The organism is Fodinicola feengrottensis, from assembly GCF_039530045.1.
Lineage (GTDB): Bacteria > Actinomycetota > Actinomycetes > Mycobacteriales > HKI-0501 > Fodinicola > Fodinicola feengrottensis.
On sequence record NZ_BAAANY010000007.1, the window covers coordinates 270,763 to 290,622 of the forward strand.

At 68.6% G+C, this 19,860-nt stretch carries 14 protein-coding genes; 4 read left to right on the plus strand and 10 right to left on the minus strand.

Features of this window, described 5'->3' with window-relative positions; all coding sequences use genetic code 11:
• Window position 1: 1 nt before the first annotated feature.
• From ABD301_RS09550 to ABD301_RS09565, 4 genes are all read right to left on the minus strand, one after another.
• Window positions 2-691: a glycosyltransferase gene (locus ABD301_RS09550; protein ID WP_163573618.1), complete on the minus strand. Its 690-nt coding sequence runs from the start codon at window positions 689-691 to the stop codon at window positions 2-4.
• 242 nt (window positions 692-933) lie between these two features.
• Window positions 934-2,109 carry a macrolide family glycosyltransferase gene (locus ABD301_RS09555; protein ID WP_344309029.1) on the minus strand — a complete coding sequence of 392 codons (1,176 nt, stop codon included), beginning with the start codon at window positions 2,107-2,109 and terminating at the stop codon, window positions 934-936.
• A gap of 131 nt (window positions 2,110-2,240) precedes the next feature.
• Complete coding sequence (locus ABD301_RS09560; protein WP_344309031.1) at window positions 2,241-5,942, minus strand: ABC transporter ATP-binding protein; 3,702 nt, start codon at window positions 5,940-5,942, stop codon at window positions 2,241-2,243.
• Between the two features lie 66 nt (window positions 5,943-6,008).
• Window positions 6,009-6,791, minus strand: a complete 783-nt coding sequence (locus ABD301_RS09565; RefSeq protein ID WP_279583239.1) for a TIGR03089 family protein — start codon at window positions 6,789-6,791, stop codon at window positions 6,009-6,011.
• Between the two features lie 1,378 nt (window positions 6,792-8,169).
• Here ABD301_RS09565 and ABD301_RS09570 point away from each other — a divergent pair.
• The 3 genes from ABD301_RS09570 to ABD301_RS09580 all read left to right on the plus strand — a co-directional run bounded on the left by ABD301_RS09570 (window position 8,170) and on the right by ABD301_RS09580 (window position 11,772).
• Window positions 8,170-9,387 (plus strand): N-acetylmuramoyl-L-alanine amidase, encoded by a 1,218-nt coding sequence (locus tag ABD301_RS09570; protein WP_344309036.1) that lies wholly within the window; start codon window positions 8,170-8,172, stop codon window positions 9,385-9,387.
• A 136-nt stretch (window positions 9,388-9,523) separates the two neighbouring features.
• A complete protein-coding gene (locus ABD301_RS09575; RefSeq protein WP_344309038.1) occupies window positions 9,524-10,681 on the plus strand; it encodes a glycosyltransferase family 4 protein in 1,158 nt (385 codons plus the stop codon).
• Window positions 10,678-11,772, plus strand: a complete 1,095-nt coding sequence (locus tag ABD301_RS09580; RefSeq protein ID WP_344309040.1) for a mannose-1-phosphate guanylyltransferase — start codon at window positions 10,678-10,680, stop codon at window positions 11,770-11,772. Before ABD301_RS09575 ends, ABD301_RS09580 begins: the two co-directional genes overlap by 4 nt.
• Before the next feature lie 6 nt (window positions 11,773-11,778).
• Here the strand turns inward: ABD301_RS09580 and ABD301_RS09585 are convergent, their stop codons facing one another.
• The 6 genes from ABD301_RS09585 to cofD all read right to left on the minus strand — a co-directional run bounded on the left by ABD301_RS09585 (window position 11,779) and on the right by cofD (window position 17,010).
• Complete coding sequence (locus ABD301_RS09585; protein WP_344309042.1) at window positions 11,779-12,768, minus strand: L,D-transpeptidase; 990 nt, start codon at window positions 12,766-12,768, stop codon at window positions 11,779-11,781.
• A complete protein-coding gene (locus ABD301_RS09590; RefSeq protein WP_344309044.1) occupies window positions 12,765-13,313 on the minus strand; it encodes a SigE family RNA polymerase sigma factor in 549 nt (182 codons plus the stop codon). The genes ABD301_RS09585 and ABD301_RS09590 overlap by 4 nt, the downstream gene beginning before the upstream one ends.
• A gap of 56 nt (window positions 13,314-13,369) precedes the next feature.
• Window positions 13,370-14,071, minus strand: coding sequence for a L,D-transpeptidase family protein (locus ABD301_RS09595; protein WP_344309046.1), 702 nt, complete (start codon window positions 14,069-14,071; stop codon window positions 13,370-13,372).
• A gap of 74 nt (window positions 14,072-14,145) precedes the next feature.
• Complete coding sequence (locus ABD301_RS09600) at window positions 14,146-14,697, minus strand: NUDIX hydrolase (RefSeq protein ID WP_425551905.1); 552 nt, start codon at window positions 14,695-14,697, stop codon at window positions 14,146-14,148.
• Complete coding sequence (locus tag ABD301_RS09605; RefSeq protein WP_425551906.1) at window positions 14,694-16,067, minus strand: coenzyme F420-0:L-glutamate ligase; 1,374 nt, start codon at window positions 16,065-16,067, stop codon at window positions 14,694-14,696. Before ABD301_RS09605 ends, ABD301_RS09600 begins: the two co-directional genes overlap by 4 nt.
• A complete protein-coding gene (gene cofD / locus ABD301_RS09610; protein ID WP_344309050.1) occupies window positions 16,024-17,010 on the minus strand; it encodes a 2-phospho-L-lactate transferase in 987 nt (328 codons plus the stop codon). Before cofD ends, ABD301_RS09605 begins: the two co-directional genes overlap by 44 nt.
• Before the next feature lie 117 nt (window positions 17,011-17,127).
• On the opposite strand from cofD, the gene ABD301_RS09615 reads away from it, so the two are divergent.
• A complete protein-coding gene (locus ABD301_RS09615) occupies window positions 17,128-19,782 on the plus strand; it encodes a hypothetical protein (RefSeq protein WP_344309052.1) in 2,655 nt (884 codons plus the stop codon).
• Window positions 19,783-19,860: the final 78 nt, after the last annotated feature.

Consider the following 19,860-nt stretch of genomic DNA (forward strand, 5'->3'; position numbering starts at 1 on the left):
CCTAGGCGCGCTTGCGGGCCCGGATCTTGCCCAGGATCCACAGCGCTTCCACACCGTCTTTCCAGGTGATCTTCTTGCCCTGCTCACGGCCGCGGGCACGGTAGGAGACCGGCACCTCGTACGGCCGGATGCCGCGCTTGAGCAGCTTGCCGGTGACCTCGGCCTCCATGCCGAATCCGGGTTCGCGGATGTTGAGCTTGCGATACATCTCCAGCGGCATCAGCTTGAAGCAGGTCTCCAGGTCGGAGATATACGCGTTGTAGAGCACGTTGGCGGCCATCGTCACGCCCTTGTTGCCCATCACGTACCAGAACGAATACGCCGAGTGCGAGCCGAAGGTCCGGGTGCCGTACACAACCTCGGCCTCACCGTCCAGCACCGGCTCCAGCAGCGACGGGATCTCCTCCGGCGCGTATTCCAGGTCGGCGTCGCAGATGATCATGTAGTCACCGGTCGCGGTGGCCACCGCGGTCCGGATCGCGGCGCCCTTGCCCTTGTTGACCGGGTGGTCGCGGCGGGTCAGCCGGGAGTCGGTGATGTCGTCGAGCACGGCCGCGGTGGAGTCCCGGCTGCCGTCGTTGACCACGACGAGCTCGATCTCGCACGGATACTCCACTCCGAGCACGCGCTTGATTGCGGCGGCAAGAGTGCGTTCCTCGTTGAACACAGGCATCAGCACGGACAACTTCATCTAGCTCGAGCTCCCTGGGTTTGTCGTCTCGGCACCACCGGTGAGCATATCGGCGATGCGGAGTGACACCGCCCTCCGCCCCGGAAGGTGGCCGGTCAAGCACCCTGTCGGGACCGGTGAAGGTGGTCTGACCAGCGTCGTCGGCTGCGTTGGCAACGACGCCGGTACCAGGCATTCGTACGCGACCGCCGTGGTGTTACCTGTTTCGCCGCCGCCTTTCAACGAACCTCAGACACAGGACACTAGGAGGTGGCGGCTTGGAGGAGGAGGTCGGCGGCGCGGGCGGCGCCACCGGCGGCGAGGGAGGCGGCACGCATGGCGGCGACGCGGTCGCGGTATGCGGGAGTGTCGACGATAGAGACCGCTTCGGCGAGGCGTTCGGCGGTGGCCTCCTCGGGTGGTACGTGGACGCCGAGGCCCAGCTCGGCGACCCGTCGAGCGGTCATCTCCTGCTCCATCATCTGCGGCACGACGACCATCGGTACGCCGTTGGCGATGGCCTCCTGGGTGCTGTTCATCCCGCCGTGGGTGATGAAAACCCGGCTGCGCTCAAGGACCTGAAGCTGCGGGACGTGTGACGCCAACGTGAAGTTGTCCGGTGCGTCCGGAAAATCGTCGGCCGAAAGTTTGCTCCCGTGCGCCAGCACGACCGGTCCGGCATCGGCGAAGGCTTTCATGCAGGTACGGAAAAACTCCTCCTGCTGGTTGAAGACCGTGCCGAGCGAGATGAACAGCACCTGGTCGCCACCGAGCTCGAGGTGACCGCCCCGGTCATCCAGCGACGGCCCGACGAACTGGACACTGTCATCAAGACTTTCCCTGTCAGGATGGAATTCCGCCGGCATGGAGACGATGGTCAGCGGCGCCTCGCGAGTGAAGAACTCCATCGAATCATCGATGGTCACGCCGTATTTGGTGGCCACCGCCGCGAGCCGGACCGGGTCGATGAACGGCTCACCGGACTGCTGGAGCCTTGCTCGCATCATGTTCGCGGCCGGCGAGTTGCGCCCCATCACGTACGAAGGGGAAATCGCCGCGGACTTGACGTCCCTTCCGGTGACCGCGAGTTTGCCCCACAAGCCCATGCTTTCGTAGACGACCAAATCGGGGTCCAAAGTGGACAGGTAGTCCTGCAGCGGTTCTGCGAGCCGATCCGCGCGCTCGGCCAGCATGCCGAAAAGCCGTCCGAACGGCGGCGTTTTTCCCGGCTCCGGCTTCCACTGCGCGCCGACGATCGAGTCGCTGAAGTCGTCGGCGTATCCGACGAACTCGGCGCCAGTGGCGAGCACCGCCGCGCGGAACTGCTCGCTGACGAAATAGCTCACCCGGTGTCCGCGGCGGACCAGCTCACTGGCCATCGCGAGGCTTGGGTTCACGTGCCCGAACGCGGGCATGAGGACAAAAGCGAAAGTGGTCATCGTATGTCTCCGTTTGGACGACTCTTACCGGTCGGCAGGTTAGTGCGCTGGGATGTACGTTATGACGCGACTAGCCGGCCGTCAAGTAAGTGCTCAGTGATCTCTCAGGGGGCGTCTTTCCAGGCGCCCTCTCAGGCGGACCGCTTGTCGTACATGCCCGTGAAGGCATCCCAGAGCTGTGCGTAGCGGCCATCGAGGTCGAGCAGCTGGTCGTGAGTGCCCTCCTCGACGATCCGGCCGCCGTCCAACACGATGATCCGATCGGCACGGGAAGCGGTGGTCAGCCGGTGCGCGACGACCAGGGTCGTACGCCGGCGGGTCAGCGCGTCGGTCGCGCGGTTGACGGCGGCCTCGCTCGCCACATCCAGCGCCGCGGTGGCCTCGTCCAGCAACAGGATGTCCGGGTTCACCAGCTCGGCGCGGGCCAGCGCGATCAGCTGCCGCTGGCCGGCCGACAGGCCCCGCCCTCGCTCGCCGACCGGATGGTCATAGCCACCGGCCAGCGATGCGATCATCCGGGCCGCCCCGACCGCTCGGGCCGCCTGCGCGATCGCCTCGGCAGTGGCGTCCGGCCGGCCGTACGCGATGGCCTCACCGACGGTGCTGCCGAACAAGTACGGCTCCTGCGGGACCAGCCCGAGCCGCTGCCGGTAGCCGGCCATGTCCAGCTCACGCAGGTCGACGCCGTCGACCCGAACGGCACCGGCGGTCGGGTCGTAGAACCGTGCGACCAGCTTCATCGCGGTCGACTTGCCGGCTCCGGTCTCACCGACCAGCGCGACCGTCTCTCCCGGTGCGATCCGCAGGCTGACACCGGACAGTGCCTCGGTTTCGGCCCCGTTGTAGGCAAAGTGCACGTCTTCGAGGACGATTTCGCCGGTCAGCTGGGGAACCGGCCGGGGATCTTGCGCTTGTGGCGTGGATGTGGGCGTACGCAACAGGTCGGACAGTCGTCGAACGCCGACCGCGGCCTGCTGGTAGCTGTCGAAAACCTGCGAAAGCTGTTGTACGGGCGAGAAGAACAGGTCGACGTACAACAGGAAGGCGATCAACACGCCGGCCGTCAGCAGTCCACTGTGGACCTGGCTGGCGCCGACCCAGAGGATCAGCGCGGTGGCCGCGCCGGACAGGAACTCCACAAACGGGAAGTAAATCGAGATATAGCGCTGCGTACGAGCCCGGACCTGCCGGTATTCGTCGCCACGGGACTGGAAAGTGGCCATGTCGTGAGCTTCCCGCCGATACGCCTGGCTGACCTGCAAACCGGCGATGTCCTCGGCGAAAGCCGCGTTGACACCACTGACTTTTTCCCGCGCCAGTGTGTAAGCCGGCACGCTCTTGCGTCGGAACCACACCGTGGTCAGCGCGAGAATGGGCAGTGCCGCGGCCAAAACGAACGTCAGCTCGGCGTCCAGCGCCAGCATCGCGACCAGCACGCCGCCGAGCGTCAGGACGCTGACCAGGACCGTCGCGAGCCCGCTCTGCAGGAACGTGGAAAGCGCGTCCACGTCGGTCGTCATCCGGGTCAGAATGCGACCGGACAGCTCCCGCTCGTAATAGTCGAGTCCCAGTCGTTGCAGATGCGCGAAAGTCTTGATTCTGAGGGTGTAAAGCAGCCGCTCGCCGGTGCGCCCGGTAATCAACTGCTCGCCGGTCGAGATGACCCAGTCGACCAGCACGATCACCAGCGCCGCCGCCGCGCTGACCAGCAACACCGACAGGGACTGGCGGGTGACGCCGTCGTCGACACCGGTGCGTACGAGCGCCGGCACCAGCAGGTTCGCGACCGCGTCGGCGAGCACCAGGGCCAGCCCCGCGAGCAGTGGCCAGCGCAGCGGTTTCAGTAATCGGCGCAACGAAAAGTCCGGCTCCGGCAGCCGGGCCGCCGGCTCGTTCACGGCCGGGTCGGTGTCGGTCGGCATCGCGGCCAGCCGGTCGGCGGTCTTGCGATCGAGCGGACCGTCCGCGAACAGGCTTTCCCGTACCGGCGCCTTGGACGGCTTGTCGTTGGTCCCGACCACCGCGAGCCGCCGGCCGTCGGCCTCTGGAGCGGCCTTTTCCCCTTGCGCGGACGAATCCTGACCTGCTTCCAGTCCCGACAGCAGCTCGACGAACAGCGGACAGCGGGCGTCCAGCTCCTGCTCGGTGCCGATGTCGACGAGCTTGCCGGCATCCAGCACCGCGATTCGGTCGGCGAGCGCGAGGCTGGAGCGGCGGTGCGCGATGAGCAGTGTCGTACGCTCCGCCAGCTCCGGTCGCAGCGCGAAGTGGATCTCGCCCTCGATGGTCGCGTCAATCGCGCTGGTGGCGTCGTCCAGGACCAGGATCCGCGACCGGCAGAGCAGCGCGCGGGCCAGTGCGACCCGCTGCCGCTGGCCGCCGGACAGCGTCAGGCCCTGCTCGCCGACGACCGTGTCATAGCCGTCCGGCAGCTCGCTGATAAAACCGTCTGCCTGCGCAGTCCGGGCGGCCGCGATGACCTCGGCCTCGGTGGCGTCCGGGCGGCCGTACGCGATGTTGGCGCGGACCGAGTCGGAGAACAGGAAGCTGTCCTCGAAGGCGATCGCCATCGCTCGCCGCAGCGAGTCGGTGGTGGTGGCTCTCACGTCCAAGCCGCCGACTCTTATGGCGCCTTCTTGCACGTCGTAGAAGCGCGGGAGCAGCTGCGCGATCGTCGACTTTCCGGAACCGGCGGTGCCGACCAGCGCTAGCGTCTCGCCCGGTCGCACGGTCAGTGAGACGCCGTCCAGCACCGGGCGATCGTCGTCGTATCCGAAACGTACGTCCTCGAGCTCGATCGACAGCGGGCCGTCCGGCAGCGCGACCGCGTCCGGCGCCTCGGTGAGCGTCGGGCGGGTGTCGATGACCTCCATGACCCGCTCGATGCTCGCCCGGGCCTGCTGGCCGATGGTGAGCAGCGTGGCGAAGGACCGGACCGGGCCGACGAACTGGCCGAGGTAGGTGGTGAAGGCGAGGAAGGTGCCGAGCGTGACCTGGTGATGCAGAGCCAGCACTCCGCCCAGCGCCAGCGCGGCAACCTGGCCAATCGCCGGCACGGCCTGCAGGGCCGGTGCGTAGCGGGCCGTCAGCCGTACCGACCGCATCCGGGCGCCGAACAGCTGCCGGGCCTGGCCGGCCAGCCGGTTGAGCTCGCGTTCCTCCTGGCCGAAGCCCTTGACGACACGTACGCCGGTGATCGCCGCCTCGACGACGCCGGCCACCTCGCCCTCTTCGTGCTGGGCGGCCCAGTTTGCCGGGAAGAGGTCGCGGCGGCTGCGGTACGCGATGATCCACAGCACCGGGGCGATGGCGAGCGCGATCAGGGTCAGGACCGGCGACAGCCACAGCATCGCCACCAGCGAGATCACGAACATGAGCAGGTTGCCGATGATCATCGGCATGAACGCGAGCAGTCCTTGGACGAGCGTCACGTCCGAGATCGACCGGCTGACCACCTGCCCGGTGTTGAGCTGGCCCTGTCGGGTGCCGTCCAGGCGTTGCAGCGCGCCGAGCAGGTCGTTGCGCAGGTCGTACTGGACATTCAGCGACAGCCAACCGGCGTGGTAGCGGCGCAGGAAAGCGCCGCCGAACCGGCCGGCGCTGAGCACCAGCATCAGGAGCACCCAGCCGACGATCGACGGCTGAGCGAGGCCGTGGTCGGCCACCACCGTGTCGACCACGTGCTTGGTGATGAGCGGCATCACCGCCGCGAGCCCGGCGGCGGTGACAGCGCCGCCAAGCGCCAGGAACATGCGGTAGCGGTGGCGGAAGCAGTAACCAAGCAGACGGCGCAGCCAGCCGGGCCCAGATGGTTGTTGACTTGAATCGTTCACGCCGTAATCACATAAGCGATTCTAACGAGCCCTGCCGACATCCTCTGATTCGTTTTGTCATGCCCTTTAGACGACCCTGGTGACCCGCTCGTCGGACTCGATTTGTTCGGTCAGCTCGTCGTCCGCGTTGCGTACGACCACGATCGATCCGCCCACCACCAAGGGCGCGAGCAGCCATTCCGTCACCGGCGTCTGGTCGGCCGCGTGGATCAGCACCCGGTCGCCCTTACGCAGGTCGAACGCGGCTGCCCGGGCGCCGGCGGCTTCGTACAGCTCCGCGTGCGTCTGACCAGCTCTGGCCAGGTCATCCGGGCCGACCGGCGACACCGGGACGAACCGGTCGCCGTACGCCCGTACCTCCGACACGAAGTCCTCCGCCCCGGCCGGCACGTCGGCGCTGATGCCCGTAAGGCTGTCCATTCCGACTATGTAGGTGTCCGTCGCGTGCAGCGCGAGCGCCTCCTTCGCCGTCTCGTCGCCACAGAAGGCCACCTCGCAGGCGCCATCAACCAGCGCCAGCCCAGCCGCCCAGGTCCCGAGCACCACGGCCGCGTGCAGCCAATGCGGCGGCAACAACACCGCTGCCCGGTCGCCGGCGCCCAGGCCCAGCCCGTCCACCAGCATGTTCGCGGTCTTCGCCGCCCAGTTGTCCAGCGTCGCGCCGGAGAGCTCGATGCGCATCCCGATCGCGTTGTCGTAATAAGTCAGCAGCGGGCTCCCCGGATCCGCCGAGATCCGCTCCGCCACCACTGCCGGAATCGTCTGTGGAGTCATCCCGTCAGCTTCTCCTGCCACCGCCACTGCTGGCACCTCGGCCTGGAGGTCGCCGCCACCACTCGCCGAATGCAACGACACTGCTCGGTTTTGTCCGTTTTATGGACCGTATCGTTACATTCGCGGCTGCTCGAGCGCTCAGGAGTCACTCGAGTCGCAGGGGTAACGCTGAGCCCGGAGTGTGAGACTCTAATCCCGACATATGGGAATTAGTCCGGTCAGCCGCATTCTGCTGTTCTTATTGGGACTGGTGGGATCAACTTTCACCACCAGTAACCGGATTCCGCAAACAACGCCGCCACATACCCCCACCCAGTACCAGGTCACCCACAGTCAAAAGCCGCACCCACGCCGGGTCTTGCCACCATGCCCTTAAGTTAAGCGTTTCGCCTGCTCGGAATGGGTGTCGGAGTGCTGGCGGGGTCGGCCGAGTCTGTGTCGAAGTTGTTGGTCTTGTTCAGTTTGCCTACCCAAAAAGGACAATTCAGTCCCATGTCCGTTTTGGGTAGGCAAACTGAACAAGATCAACAACAAATCTCACTACCAGTAGCAACAAGCACGTGGCTGGGTGACGCTGAGTGTTGCGGGCTGCTGACGTGCGTCGCGCTCGTCCCCCCTTGCGCGGACCGAGACCGCGGCGCTGTCTCGCCGACCTGCGGAAAGACCCAGCTCATCCCCTCGCCTCGCGCATCCAAATATGGGCTCTAACCTGCACAAACAGCTCTTAGCTTAAGGGCATCGCCCCCCACAAACGTGATGCTGGTTCGTTCTCCCCGTCGGCGGGCGAAGCCCTACCGCACGTCCGGGGTCGGCGGCGGCCCACAAAACCCGGGGCACCGCACCCAAACCCGGCCGCCGACCCCGGACGTGTGGTAACCCCCAGGCGCCGACGGGAAGAACGAACCTCGCCACCCCGTACCCAAGCCGAACCCCGCCCGTCCCGTTCTTCCTTGAGGCTCCGCCCGAAGGGCACCCCACCCGCTGCACAATCGGATTCCGATTGTGCAGTTCTACATAGGGGCGCGGCGCGAAACTGTCGTACCCACCTCGAAAAATCACCCCCACCCAGTGACGGGTGGGGGGTGGGTTTGAGGACCGATGTTCAACTAAAAATTAAGGTCCACCTCTCGACCCACCCCCCGCCCGTTCAAAGGGAGGGGGAAAGAAAAACAGACACCTACGACAATTTCGCGCCGCTACGGCTTGTCGCGGCTAAACCAGCCACACAGGTTTCCATCCCGACCCCGCCCGCGCGGTGGCCGGAGGCCGCCCAGGTTCGTGGCGGTGGGGTGCCCGCTCTTTGGGCGCCCCGGCGATGCGAACCGGACGCGCCGCCGCAGGAACTGCGGCCAGAGGCACGCGCCGGCCCAGACACGTCCTGTTGCCCGGTTTGAGATGAAATGGTGCACTTGGTGCAATTGTGGCGGGTGGGGCGGATGAGGGGTCGACAAACATGAACCGAGTGCTGGCTGGGCTGGGTGCCTTCAGCCTGATCGTCGCGGGCGCACTAGCCGCGCCGCCCGTTGTGCAAGCCGCCCCGAAACCGGTTGTGACCAGCGAGAACGACGTCGAGCTGGGGGATTTCGCGAAGCCGAAGCCGGAGGTGATGCGGGCCGAAGGACTGCCCGACGGAGCGCCCTTGTCCACCGACGGCATGGTGACCAAAACAGCAAAACCGCCGACCCTGCGGCTCACTCGTACGAACCTGAAGCCGTTCTCCATGGTGGGCGTCACCTGGCAGTACGACAGCGCGGTCGACGGGGTGTCCGTCGCCGTACGGACGAAGTCCGGGGCGTCGGAGTGGTCGACCTGGCAGGCTGAGGGGCTCGACGACGCCGCTGACGACCAGCCTGATCAGCGCGGCGGCAGTGCGCCGATCTGGACCGGGCCGGCGGACGCGATCGAGGTGGCGGTCAGTACGGTCAGCGGCGCGGCGCCGCGCGACCTGCGGCTGGCGCTGATCGACCCCGGCACCTCCCCGGCCGACGCGGACGACTCGCTCGCGACACCAGCGGTCTCCGAACAAGTTCCCGAAGTGGTCCCTGCGAGAGCAGAGAAAGGCATCCGGGGTTCGGCGCCGATGCCGCGGATTTACCGCAGGCAGTCCTGGGGCGCCGACCCGCGAATGATGACGTGGAAACCGACGTACTCGCCGATGGTCAAGGCGGTCGCCTTTCACCACACGGTCAACTCGAACACGTACACCGCGGCCGAGGTGCCGGCGATCATCCGGGGGATCTACCACTACCACGCGATCACCCACAAATGGGGCGACATTGGCTACAACGCCCTGGTCGACCGGTTCGGCCGGATCTGGGAGGGGCGGGCCGGCGGAGTCAACCGGGCGGTGATCGGCGCGCATGCGGGCGGGTTCAACTACGAGACGTCCGGGATCGCGATGATCGGCGACTTCGCTACGGCCAACTTGCCGCAGTTGATGAAGAACGCGGCCGCCGCTTTCATCGCGTGGAAGCTCAGCATGTACCACGTCAGCCCGAACTCCACGGCCACGCTCACCGGCGGCCCGAACACGCTTTACAGCGCTCGGGTGACCGTCAAGGTGCCGACGGTTTTCCCGCACCGGCAGACCAGCAACACGGACTGTCCAGGCGAAGGTGGCATGCGCGCCTTGCCAGGAATTCGTTACCAAGCGTTGCACCGCATCCATTAATCGCCGCACAGCTGTACGGCGATGGAAACCGAATGGGAGTCAATGCGACGTCCGTCACCACCGGGCCGGCCGGTCGTCGTAGGGTAGGGCCGTGTGTTGCCCACGGATGACCTACTGCGCGGGTGCGTGATCGGCGTTGACTGAATCTGTCTCGGCGGTCGGTCGAGTGCTCATCGACGCCACCGCTGTTCCGGCCGACCGCGGCGGCGTGGGCCGCTATATCGACGGCCTGGTGCCGGCGCTGGACGCGATCGGGTGTGACCTCGCGATCGCGTGTCAACGCTCGGACGCTGAGCGGTACGAGCGGCTGGCGCCATCGGCGACGGTCATACCGGGCCCGGCCGCGGTCAGTCGCCGGTCCGCCCGGCTGGCGTGGGAGCAGACCGGCTTGCCGCTGGTCGCCCAGCAGGTGAACGCGAAGGTCATCCACGCGCCGCACTACACCGCGCCACTGCGCTCGTCCTGTCCGGTGGTGGTGACCGTCCATGACGCGACCTGGTTCACCGAGCCAGCGCATTACGAGCGGGCCAAGGGCACCTTCTTCCGGTCGGCCATCCGTACGTCCCTTAAGCGCGCGGCTCGCGTGCTGGTGCCGTCCAAGGCAACCCGGGACGAGCTGATCCGGCTGTTGGACGCCGATCCGACCCGGCTGGATGTGGCTTATCACGGCGTCGACGCGGAGCTGTTCCACCAGCCCGACGACGCCGAGCGGGCCCGCGTACGCTCGCGGCTCGGTCTGGTCGGGCCGTCCTGTCCCGGCGGCTATGTGGCCTTCCTCGGTGCCCAGGAGCCGCGCAAGAACGTGCCGAACCTGATTCGTGGTTGGGTGAGCGCCTGCGAGCGGCGGGCGGACCCACCGGCCCTGGTCATCGCCGGTGGCTCCGGGCACGACAGCGAGATCGACCAGGCGATCGCCGAGGTGCCGGCCCGGCTGCGGTTGCTGCGCCCGGGCTACCTGCGGTTCGCGGACCTGCCCGGGTTCCTTGGCGGCGCGGACGTGGTCGCCTACCCGAGCCACGGCGAGGGCTTCGGCCTGCCGGTGCTGGAGGCGATGGCCTGCGGTGCCGCGGTGCTGACCACGCCCCGGCTGAGCCTGCCGGAAGTGGGCGGCGACGCGGTCGCGTACACCGAAGAGGACGCCGCCCGGATCGGGACGGACCTCGCCGCGCTGCTGGACGATCAGCCGCGGCGGACCGCGCTCGGGGCGGCGGCGCACGAGCGGGCCGCGCAGTTCACCTGGGCGTCCAGCGCCGAGGCGCACGTGGCCGCGTACGCGCGAGCAGTCAGTCCGTGACCGGAGCTCTTTACGCTGTTATCCCGGCCGGTGGCAGCGGCACCCGGCTGTGGCCGCTTTCCCGTTCGGCCGCACCGAAATTCCTGCACCCGCTGGGCGGCGGTTCCCGGAGTCTGTTGCAGTCCACTGTGGACCGGCTCGGCCCTTTGGTGGCAACGAAGGAAACCCTGGTCGTCACCGGGGTGGCGCACGCGGCCGGGGTGGCTCGGCAGCTGTCCGACGTGCCGACCGGCAACATCCTGATCGAGCCGTCGCCGCGCGACTCGGGGCCGGCGATCGGGCTCGCCGCGGCGGTGTTGCACCACCGCGACCCGGACGCGGTGATGGCGTCTTTCGCCTCTGACCACGTCGTACGCGACCAGGAAGCGTTCGTACGAACCATTCGTACGGCGGTGGAGCTCGCCGGCACCGGCCTGCTGGTCACCGTCGGAATGACCCCGACCCGTCCGGAGACCGGCTACGGCTATCTCAGGCGCGGCGGTCCGCTGGCGGTCGACGGTACGTACGAAGTCGTCGCTTTCGCCGAAAAACCGGCGTACGAGGTGGCCAGGTCCTATGTGGACTCCGGCGACTATCTGTGGAACGCCTCGATGTTCGTCTGGCGGACCGACGTGTTCCTGGCCGAACTGGCTCGCGAACTGCCCGAACTGCACGCTGGCCTGCAGGAGATCGCGGCCGCCTGGGACGGCCCCGATGCGAACGCCGTTCTCGGTAGGATCTGGCCCACTTTAACGAAAATCTCGGTCGACCACGGCGTGATGGAGGCCGCGGCCACGCGTGGAATGGTGGGCACCGTGCCGGCCGACTTCGGCTGGAGCGATGTCGGCGACTACGACTCGGTCGCGCAGGTCGCCCCGCCGGCTCCCGGCCAGCCGGTTATCCTTGGCGACGCTGAGAAAGTGCTGGCCATCGACAGCGCGGACGCGGTCGTCGTACCAGGTTCGGACCGGTTGGTCGCGGTGCTCGGCATGCCGGGCGCGGTGGTCGTGGACACCCCGGACGCGGTCCTGGTGTGCCCACGATCTCGTTCCCAGGAAGTGAAATTCGTCGTGGAAGCCCTCAAAGCGGCCGGTCGTACGGACCTGTTCTGACTTTGTTTACGGCCAGGCCGGGGTGATCGCCGGGCCGTTGGTGTGGGTGAAGTCGACCACGTCGCCGAGCTGCGAAGACCGCAGGAACCAGTCCGCGTCGGCGGGCAGCAGTTGGGCGCCGGCGGTGTTCGCGTTGTTCGTCTTGCCGATCTGGTCGGCGGCCCACGGCGCCGCGTACGTGTAAACAGAACCGCTCAGCTGCACCACGGACTGCACATCGACGTGGTAATAGCCGGGCGTTCCAGGGCGGCCGTCAGTGAAGAACCGGTGGTCGAACAGTCCGCTGACCACGGTGCTTCCCCGCACGGTTGGGTGAGCGGAATTTCCCAGTGATAGTGGGAAAGTGTGCACGATATGGCCATCGGACCGGACGGTCGCCAGGTGCTGCTCGCCGTCCATGGTGGTGATCTGGGCCGCGCCGGTCGTCATCGAGAGAGTGACGTCGTTGGCGAACCGCTGCCCGCCGCCGGTCCCGCGCCCGGCCAGCGCGATCCGCAGGGTGACCTGGGTGTGGCCGGGCCACTGGCTGGCCGGGAAGAAGGCAGCTCGTACGACCGAGGGCGCCAGGTTGTCCGTCGGGCCGTCGACGGTCGGCGTCTTGGACAGCCAGCGCCATTGGCCGCTGACCGCCTGCCCATCGACCTGTACGACGGCCGCCTTCTCGACCGCGGCGCGGTCGGAGACCGTCGCGGCGAAGCCAATCAACAGTGGCATACCGACGCCATAAGTCCTGCCAGCGGTGTCCAACACGTTGACGCGTACGCCCGAGCCAGCCGCGGCTGGCACGCCCGCGTTCCGGTTCAGGACAGTGAACGTCCCGGCTACCGCCACCACCGCGAGGACCGCGGCGGCCGCGACCAGCGGGCCGAGCCAGCCGCGTCGTATGACGGCCGGTTGCGGCGCGCGAAAGGGAGGCGGCTCGCGGTGATCACTGATCGCTGTGATGGCCTTGTCCCGCAGTGCGTCGCGGACGAGTGTCTCGAGGTCGTTGTTCATGCCAGCTCTCCCAGCGTGGACCGCAGCCCGGCCATCGCGCGGCTCGCGTTCGACTTCACCGATCCGGTGGAGATGCCCAGCGTGTTGGCGATCTCCTGTTCGGACAGGCCCGACCAATACCGCAGGATCAGCACCTCGCGTTGGCGCCGGGGGAGTCGGCGTACGGCCGCGAGAGCCTGCCGGTGCTCCTCGGACAGCAACAGCGGGGCGTCCGCGCCGGCGGTCTGTTCTGGTTCGGCCACCTTGAGGTGGCGACGGCTGACCTGCCGCCGGCGCAACACCGTACGGGACAGGTTCAGCACGCAAACCCGCAGGTAGCCGACCGCCGCGTCGGGGTTCTTCAGCGCATCCTGCCGGCGGTGCAGCGCGACGAACGCGTCCTGCACCACGTCCTCGGCGCTCTGTACGTCGTCGACCAGCAGCACCGCCAGCCGTATCATCGGCCGCCACCAGGTGGCATAGAGCTCAGGGATGTCGATGCGGCCCCCGGCCGATCTGGCCGTCTGCTGCCGCACCTGCTCCGCCCCACTCACCGCGATCGTCACGAAGAATAGTCGCGTGAGCGGGGCCGGAGGTTGTCAAAGCCGGGAACAAATGTCGGTCAGGTCGCCTGGGTGATCACGACTGGTCGCTGGTGCGGGTCGAGCCACCGGAGCAGCTGCACGATCGCGTCGTGCGGGCCTGCCACACAGCCGGCGGTCGCGTTTCCGTTCGTGACGTGGATGAAGAACGCCGAACCCTTGCCGGGCACCGCCGGCCAACGGTTGTAATTCATCACCACGGCGTAGTCGTACACCGGGCCGGCCTGCCCTAGGTTCTCGCTTTTGGTGGTGTCAAAGGGACATTGGGCGGCGGCGCAGTAATACGGCTCGTTGTAATACTTGCTGTTCACGTCCGACACCCACCACCAGCGATCCGAGGTGCCGACGTACCGATAGGGCAGCCCGCTGCCCGGGTTGTGCTGCCGGCCGAAGGCCTCGGTCAGCGTGAACATGCCCTCCGGGGTGTAGCTGACATATTCGCTCGCGTCCTTGGAGATCCCGGGCGGCCCGACCCGCGCCGGCACGCTGAGTGTCTGCGCCCAGCCGTCCCGGTCGCGCTGCCAGAGGGACATCGTCGCGTGCGAGGAACCCTTCGGCGCCGACACGTAAACGACCTGCGATCCCGGCACTACCTTCGGGTCGAACGGCGTCTGCGCGGCCGCCGAGGCGGCTCCCGCTGTCATCGCCATCGGCACCAGCAGGCCGACCAACGCCAACACGACAACGGCTGCCCTACGTACATTCCCGATCTTCCTCGTCATGGGCAGAATCCTGCCGTCTTGCCCGCCTTGCCGCCACCGGTTCACCGCCGTACGTCCCCATCCGGCACGGAGAGCTAGCGCGGAGCGAGGGCCAGGCGGTGGAGGGCGGCCTCGACGAGGGCTTGTACGGACGAGTCGTCGGTAGGCAGTGCGCCGACCGGCCACCAGCGCAGGTCCAGGGACTCGTCGCTCCGTACGGGCTCGGCGCCTTCCGGGGCGACGGCGACAAACTGCACGTCGAGGTGGCGAGTGGGTACGCCCAACGAGCACTTGATGGCGTGCGTGTCCACAGCGGCCGGGATTGGGTCCAGGCGCAGGCCCGCGATGCCGGACTCCTCGGTGGCCTCGCGCAGGGCCGCCGCGGCCAGCGTCGAATCGTCCTCGCAGTGCCCACCCAGCTGCAACCAACGGCCTACTCGCGGGTGCAGGGTGAGCAAGATGTTGCTGTGATCGGCGGAAAGTACGGCCGCGCTGGCGGTCAGGTGGCCCGGCACGCAGGACCGCCGCATCGCGTCCGGGCGGGCGGCGAGAAAGGCCAGATATGCCTGCCGCAGCGAGTCCTGGGGATGCGATTCGGGTCGCCAGGAGTCCAGAGTGGACACCGCGTCGGCGTGTAAGCCGCTCACAGTTCGATCATGAAGTCGCTGGGGTCCCGCGGTGCCCGGGGCGTCGGCGGGGTGGCCGGGTGGCCGACCGCGATGGTGCCCATCGGCTCCCAGTCGGCCGGCAAGGCGAGCTTTTCCTTCACTAGGTCGGAGCAGAACAGTGTGGAGGAAACCCAGCAGGAGCCCACATTCTCGGCGGCCAACGCGACCAGCAGGTTCTCCACGCCGGCGCCCATCGCGATGGTGAACATGGTGCGCTCGGCCTCGGACCGGCGGGCATCGGGATAAGGATGCGCGCCGTCGCGTACGACGCAGGGCACGATCAGCAGCGGCGCCCGGCGCATCAGGTTGCCGCGGCGCAGCCGCCGCTCGATCGCGGCCGGGTCGAACCCGTCCGCGCGCAGGTCCTGCGCCCACTGGTCCCGCATCGCGTCGAGCAGCTTCACCCGTCGGTCCGGATCGGTCAGCACCGCGAACCGCCACGGCGTGGTGTGATGCGGCGCCGGTGCGGTGATCGCGGCGGCAATTGCCCGTCGTACCGCCGAAAGATCCACTGGCTCGTCGGTGTAGTCGCGTACGGACCGGCGCAGGTGTACGGCCTCGCGACGGCCCTGGGCCAGCGCTTCGTCCGTACCAAGGGAAAACATGTCCATCTCAGAGTCGCGTACGAGTGCTGACGCGCCGCGCCCGTCGTCCACAGTGGACAGACCGGAAATCACCGCGACCGGTACGCCGGTGGTCTTGCCCTTGGCGAGTTCGGCGGCGGACGCGATCTGGTCGGCCTCAGCGACCTCGGTCATCTGCAGGTGGTTGCCGTAGGTGTCGGTTTCGCCGCGATGGTCGCGAAGGGGGGACAGACCGGCGACCCCGATCGCCACATCCACCACGCCGATTCGCCAGGCCCGGCCCATCGTGTCGGAAATGACGATGCCGACGGTGACGCCGAGCCTTTCGCGCAAGCCTTCGCGCAGTTTTCGGGCCGAGGCGTCCGGATCGACCGGCAGCAGGGCGAGCGCGTCAGTGGACACGTTGCTGGCGTCGACACCGGCTGAGGCGAGCACCAGCCCGCGGGTGTCCGCGACGATTTTGGTCGGCCCGCGGGTCGCCACCACTCGTACGGTCTCGGCGTCGATAGCGGCCTGCCGGGCCTGCTCGCGACCCTGCTCGTCGGACGGCGTGGAAATCAGCCGGCCCTCCGCCTTGCTGACGATTTTGCTTGTCACCACAACGATGTCGCCGTCGGCGAGCCAGGGCGCAGCCTTGCCGATGAGCTCGGCCAGGTCATCGCCGGGCCGCACCTCGGCGAGTCCGGTGACCGGCCGTACGCGCAACGGGGCCGGGTCGCGATCAGGCACGCTTTCCCACTTCCTGGGCCAAAGCGATGGCCGCATGCGCCATCGCGGCGGTGGTGTCCACATTGGTCATCCAGAGCGGTACGGCCCGAACTTCGATGCCATCAACGCTCGTACCAGCGTCGGTTTCGTCGACCAGCCAGCCATCGAGCAGGCCGCCGTCGCGGCGCGCGCCATAAAGCCGTGCGACACCGGCGGCGGAAACCTCGGCACCTACTACTGGCAGGCATTTCTCGGCCATCCCGCGGACCGCCGCGCCACCGATGATTGGTGACAGGCCAATGACAGGCGCCGCGGTTTCGGCCAGTGCCGTACGAATCTGGCCAATCGACAGGATCGTGCCGATGCTGACCACCGGATTGCTGGGCGCGATCAGGACGACATCCGCGCCGGCGATCGCGTCGACCACCCCGGGCGCGGCGCTCGCGTCCTCGGCGCCAGTCGGGACGAACTTCTCCGCATGCAACTGTGCGTGGTGGCGGATCCACCACTCCTGGAAATGCATCGCGCGCCGGTTGGTTCCCTGGTCGTCATCGGCGACCACGACGTGCGTTTCCACTCGGTCGTCGGTCATCGGCAGCACCCGTACGCCCGGTTGCCAGCGCTTGGCGAGCGCCTCGGTCACCGCGGAGAGCGGATAGCCGGCGTCCAGCATCCGGGTCCGGATCAGGTGCGTTGCGATGTCCCGGTCACCGAGCCCGAACCAGGTCGGCTCGGCGCCGTACGCCGCCAGCTCTTCCTTGACGGTCCACGTTTCCTTTTCGCGGCCCCAACCGCGCTCCGGATCGATGCCGCCACCGAGCGTGTACATCACGCTGTCCAGGTCGGGACAGATCCGCAGACCGTGCAGGGTCACGTCATCGGCGGTGTTGATAATGGCCGTCACCGATTCGGCCGGCTCGCCCGCTGGACCGGCCTCGGCGCGTACGCCCAGCAGGAAGCGGGACCCACCGATGCCGCCGGCGAGCACAACAATGCGCATACGTCTATCCTCGCCCACCTTGCACCGTCGTCGCGGACCGGGTCACGAGGTGTTCCGCTTTGTTCTATGTGACAGGCTGGCGGCCGTAAGACCTGGCGAAGTCTGAGGGGGAAACCCGTGAGCACAGATAGTGACGCCGGTGGTCGCACCGACGTCCTGGGACCGTTCCGTCTACCGATCTGCTTCGCGCTGCTCGGCCTGAACGCGGTTGTCCTGCTGATCGCGATCGAGCAGCTGATCATCCCGGCCGGCGGCGCCTCCTTCACCTACCGCGCGGCGCTGACGTTCGAGCAGTTCGTCGGGCTGGTGGTGGTGACGCTTCCGCTGATCGCAGCTGCGGTCGCCACGTACGTCGGGCCCAAGCTGCGGCTGGCCCAGGTGGTCGGCTACGTCGCCCTCGGCGAGTACGCGCTGGCCGCGCTGTTCGGGCTGATCAGCTTCGTCGCCGGGTTCTTCAACGGCGGTGGCGGTGAGAGCGGGCCGGCCACGGCCGACCTGCGCGCCACGGTGGAGGGCGCTCTCCTGCATTTGACCGAACTGGCGCTGCTGGCGGTGGCGATTCTCGCCGTCGTGAAGATCAGCGGCCTGCTTGACACCCAGAAGCGGGTGCCGTCGACGGCGTTCGCGCCGCCCGGGTATGGACAGCCTGGACCGCTCGGCCAGCAACTGGGCCAGCAGCCGGTCCAGATCGGTGACCAGGGCGGACAGCCCCAGCAATACGACCAGTTCGGGTTGCCGGTGGGCGAGCCGACTCCGGGCGCCGGATTCCCGCCGGTCGCTGTTTCGGGCAGCCCGGCCGCCCCGCCGTTCGCGGAGCCGGCTTCGGGCGTACCAGCGCCAGTCAGTGGCGCCTCGGTGAGCGGTCCAGGCGGTGGCGAGCCGGGTCTGTTCGGCGGTGGGCCGGTCCCGTCGGGCGGCCCTGGAGAGGGCGCGGGCAGCCCGTGGCCGTCGTCCGCGCCGCCGGCCAACGCCCCTTTGACCGCTCCCGCCGGGTTCGGTGCCGTTGCTTCGGACGGACCTGGGTCTTCGTCTGACGGCCCGTTCGGGAGTCGGTCGGACGGTCCCGGCGCCTTCGGGTCGCCGCCGCCGGCTTTGACTCCGCCAGCTTCGACTCCGCCAGCTTCGACCTCGCCCGCCTTCGGTTCCGCCGGCCCCTCGTCGGCCCCACCGGCTCCCGGCGGCGGTTTCGGCGCGCCGTCTCCGTCCTCCGCGCCACCCGCTCCAAGCGGTGGCTTCGGCTCGCCTCAGCCAGCGTCGGCTCCGCCCGCTCCGGGCGGTGGTTTTGGTGGTACGCCCGATGGTCCCGGCTTCTTCGGGTCGCCGCCGTCGGGTCCAGGTGGTGGTTTTGGTGGACCGTCCGATGGCCCGGGTGCTTTTGGCTCACCGCCTCCGTCGTCGGCGCCGCCGGCTCCGGGTGGTGGCTTCGGCGGGCCTTCTGATGGTCCGGGTTTTGGTACGCCGCGTCCCGCGTCCGCTCCGCCGGTACCCAGCGGCGGTTTCGGTGGACCGTCCGACGGGCCTGCTTTCGGAGGTCCTTCCGGGCCGCCGGCTCCGGGCGGTCCGGGCGGATATGACGGCCCCTCTGGGCCGGCCGGCCCTGGTGGTCCGGGCGGGTTCGGGGGTCCTTCCGGTGCTGGCTACGGTGCTCCGGGCGGTCCCGCTGCTCCGGCCGGTCCCAGTGACCCCGGCAGTCCCAGCGGCAGTGGGTTTGGCCCGCTGCCCGGCCCCGGAAGCTTCGGCCCCGGCGGCCCCGGCGGTCCGGGTGCTCCTGGTGGTCCGGGCGGCCCCGGCGCTCCTGGTGGGCCCGGCGGTCCGAGTGCCCCTGGTGGACCGGGCGGACCCAGCTCGTACGGCCCAGGGCCTGGTTCCTTCGGCCCTGGCGGCCTGAACGGTCCTGGTGGTCCCAGTGGCCCCGGTGGACCGACCGTGCCCAGCGGCCCACCTGCTCATTCGTACCCCGGCCCCGGCGGTCCTGCCGGTCCGGGCGGTCCTGGCGGGTACGGCCCGCCGCCCGGACAGGGCGGCTATCCCGATCCTGGTGGCTACCGGCCGCCGCCCGGCTACGGTGGTCCGCCGCCGGTGCCGGCCGGCCCTGGTGGTCCACCGCCGGTGCTAGTCGGTCCTGGTGGTCCTGGTGGCCCCGGATATCCGCCGCCTCCGGGCAGCCCATATGGCGGTCCGCCGCCGGAGGGTCCGCCCGGATACGGCCCGCCCGGTGGCCCTGGTCGACCCGCTGGCCCCGGTTATGGTGGTCCGTCCGCGGCACCCGGCTGGGGTGCTCCTGGCGAGCCTGCGGCCGGCCCTCCCGGCCCCGCCTACCCGGGTGGACCGGGCGCTCCCGGCCGGTACGCCGCTCCTGGCGGTCCGGCTGGTCCTGGCGGTCCCGCTGGCCCGCCGTCGACGCCAAGCTGGGGTCCGCCGCCACCGCAGCCGCCCACGCAGGGTGGGGCGCATTCGTCGCCGTACCCGCCGGCCGGCGAGGGCCCGGACGACGGCTCGACGCGGATGTGGACCATGCCGAACGCGAACGCGCCCGAGCCGCCGCGCTTTGGTGGCTTCACGCCGCCCCCGGACCCGCCGGCCGCGTCATTGCCGCCGGGCCCGCCCGGGCCGCCACCCAGTGCGGTGTGGGGCGCGCCACAGTCGGCTCCGGAACCGGCCTCGTCGTACTCGCCTGACGACGATGACGACCAGCACACGCAGGTCATCTCGCCGGAAATGCGGGAGGCCGTGGAGCGCGCCCGGCGCGAGGGGCGCGGCACCGACTCTTGAGGCGTGGCAATAGATTGGCGGCTGATCGGTGCTACCGGTCAGCCGCCTCGACACGCCCGTTGTTGGCAGGACACGCCC

Bases quoted from the DNA above. Each gene is read 5' to 3' on its own strand.
- ABD301_RS09585 (WP_344309042.1), bottom strand. From the start codon at position 12,768: ATGAACAACGACCTCGAGACACTCGTCCGCGACGCACTGCGGGACAAG.
- ABD301_RS09605 (WP_425551906.1), bottom strand. From the start codon at position 16,067: ATGCGGCCATCGCTTTGGCCCAGGAAGTGGGAAAGCGTGCCTGATCGC.
- ABD301_RS09555 (WP_344309029.1), bottom strand. From the start codon at position 2,109: ATGACCACTTTCGCTTTTGTCCTCATGCCCGCGTTCGGGCACGTGAAC.
- ABD301_RS09550 (WP_163573618.1), bottom strand. From the start codon at position 691: ATGAAGTTGTCCGTGCTGATGCCTGTGTTCAACGAGGAACGCACTCTT.
- cofD (WP_344309050.1), bottom strand. From the start codon at position 17,010: ATGCGCATTGTTGTGCTCGCCGGCGGCATCGGTGGGTCCCGCTTCCTG.
- ABD301_RS09570 (WP_344309036.1), top strand. From the start codon at position 8,170: ATGAACCGAGTGCTGGCTGGGCTGGGTGCCTTCAGCCTGATCGTCGCG.
- ABD301_RS09595 (WP_344309046.1), bottom strand. From the start codon at position 14,071: ATGACGAGGAAGATCGGGAATGTACGTAGGGCAGCCGTTGTCGTGTTG.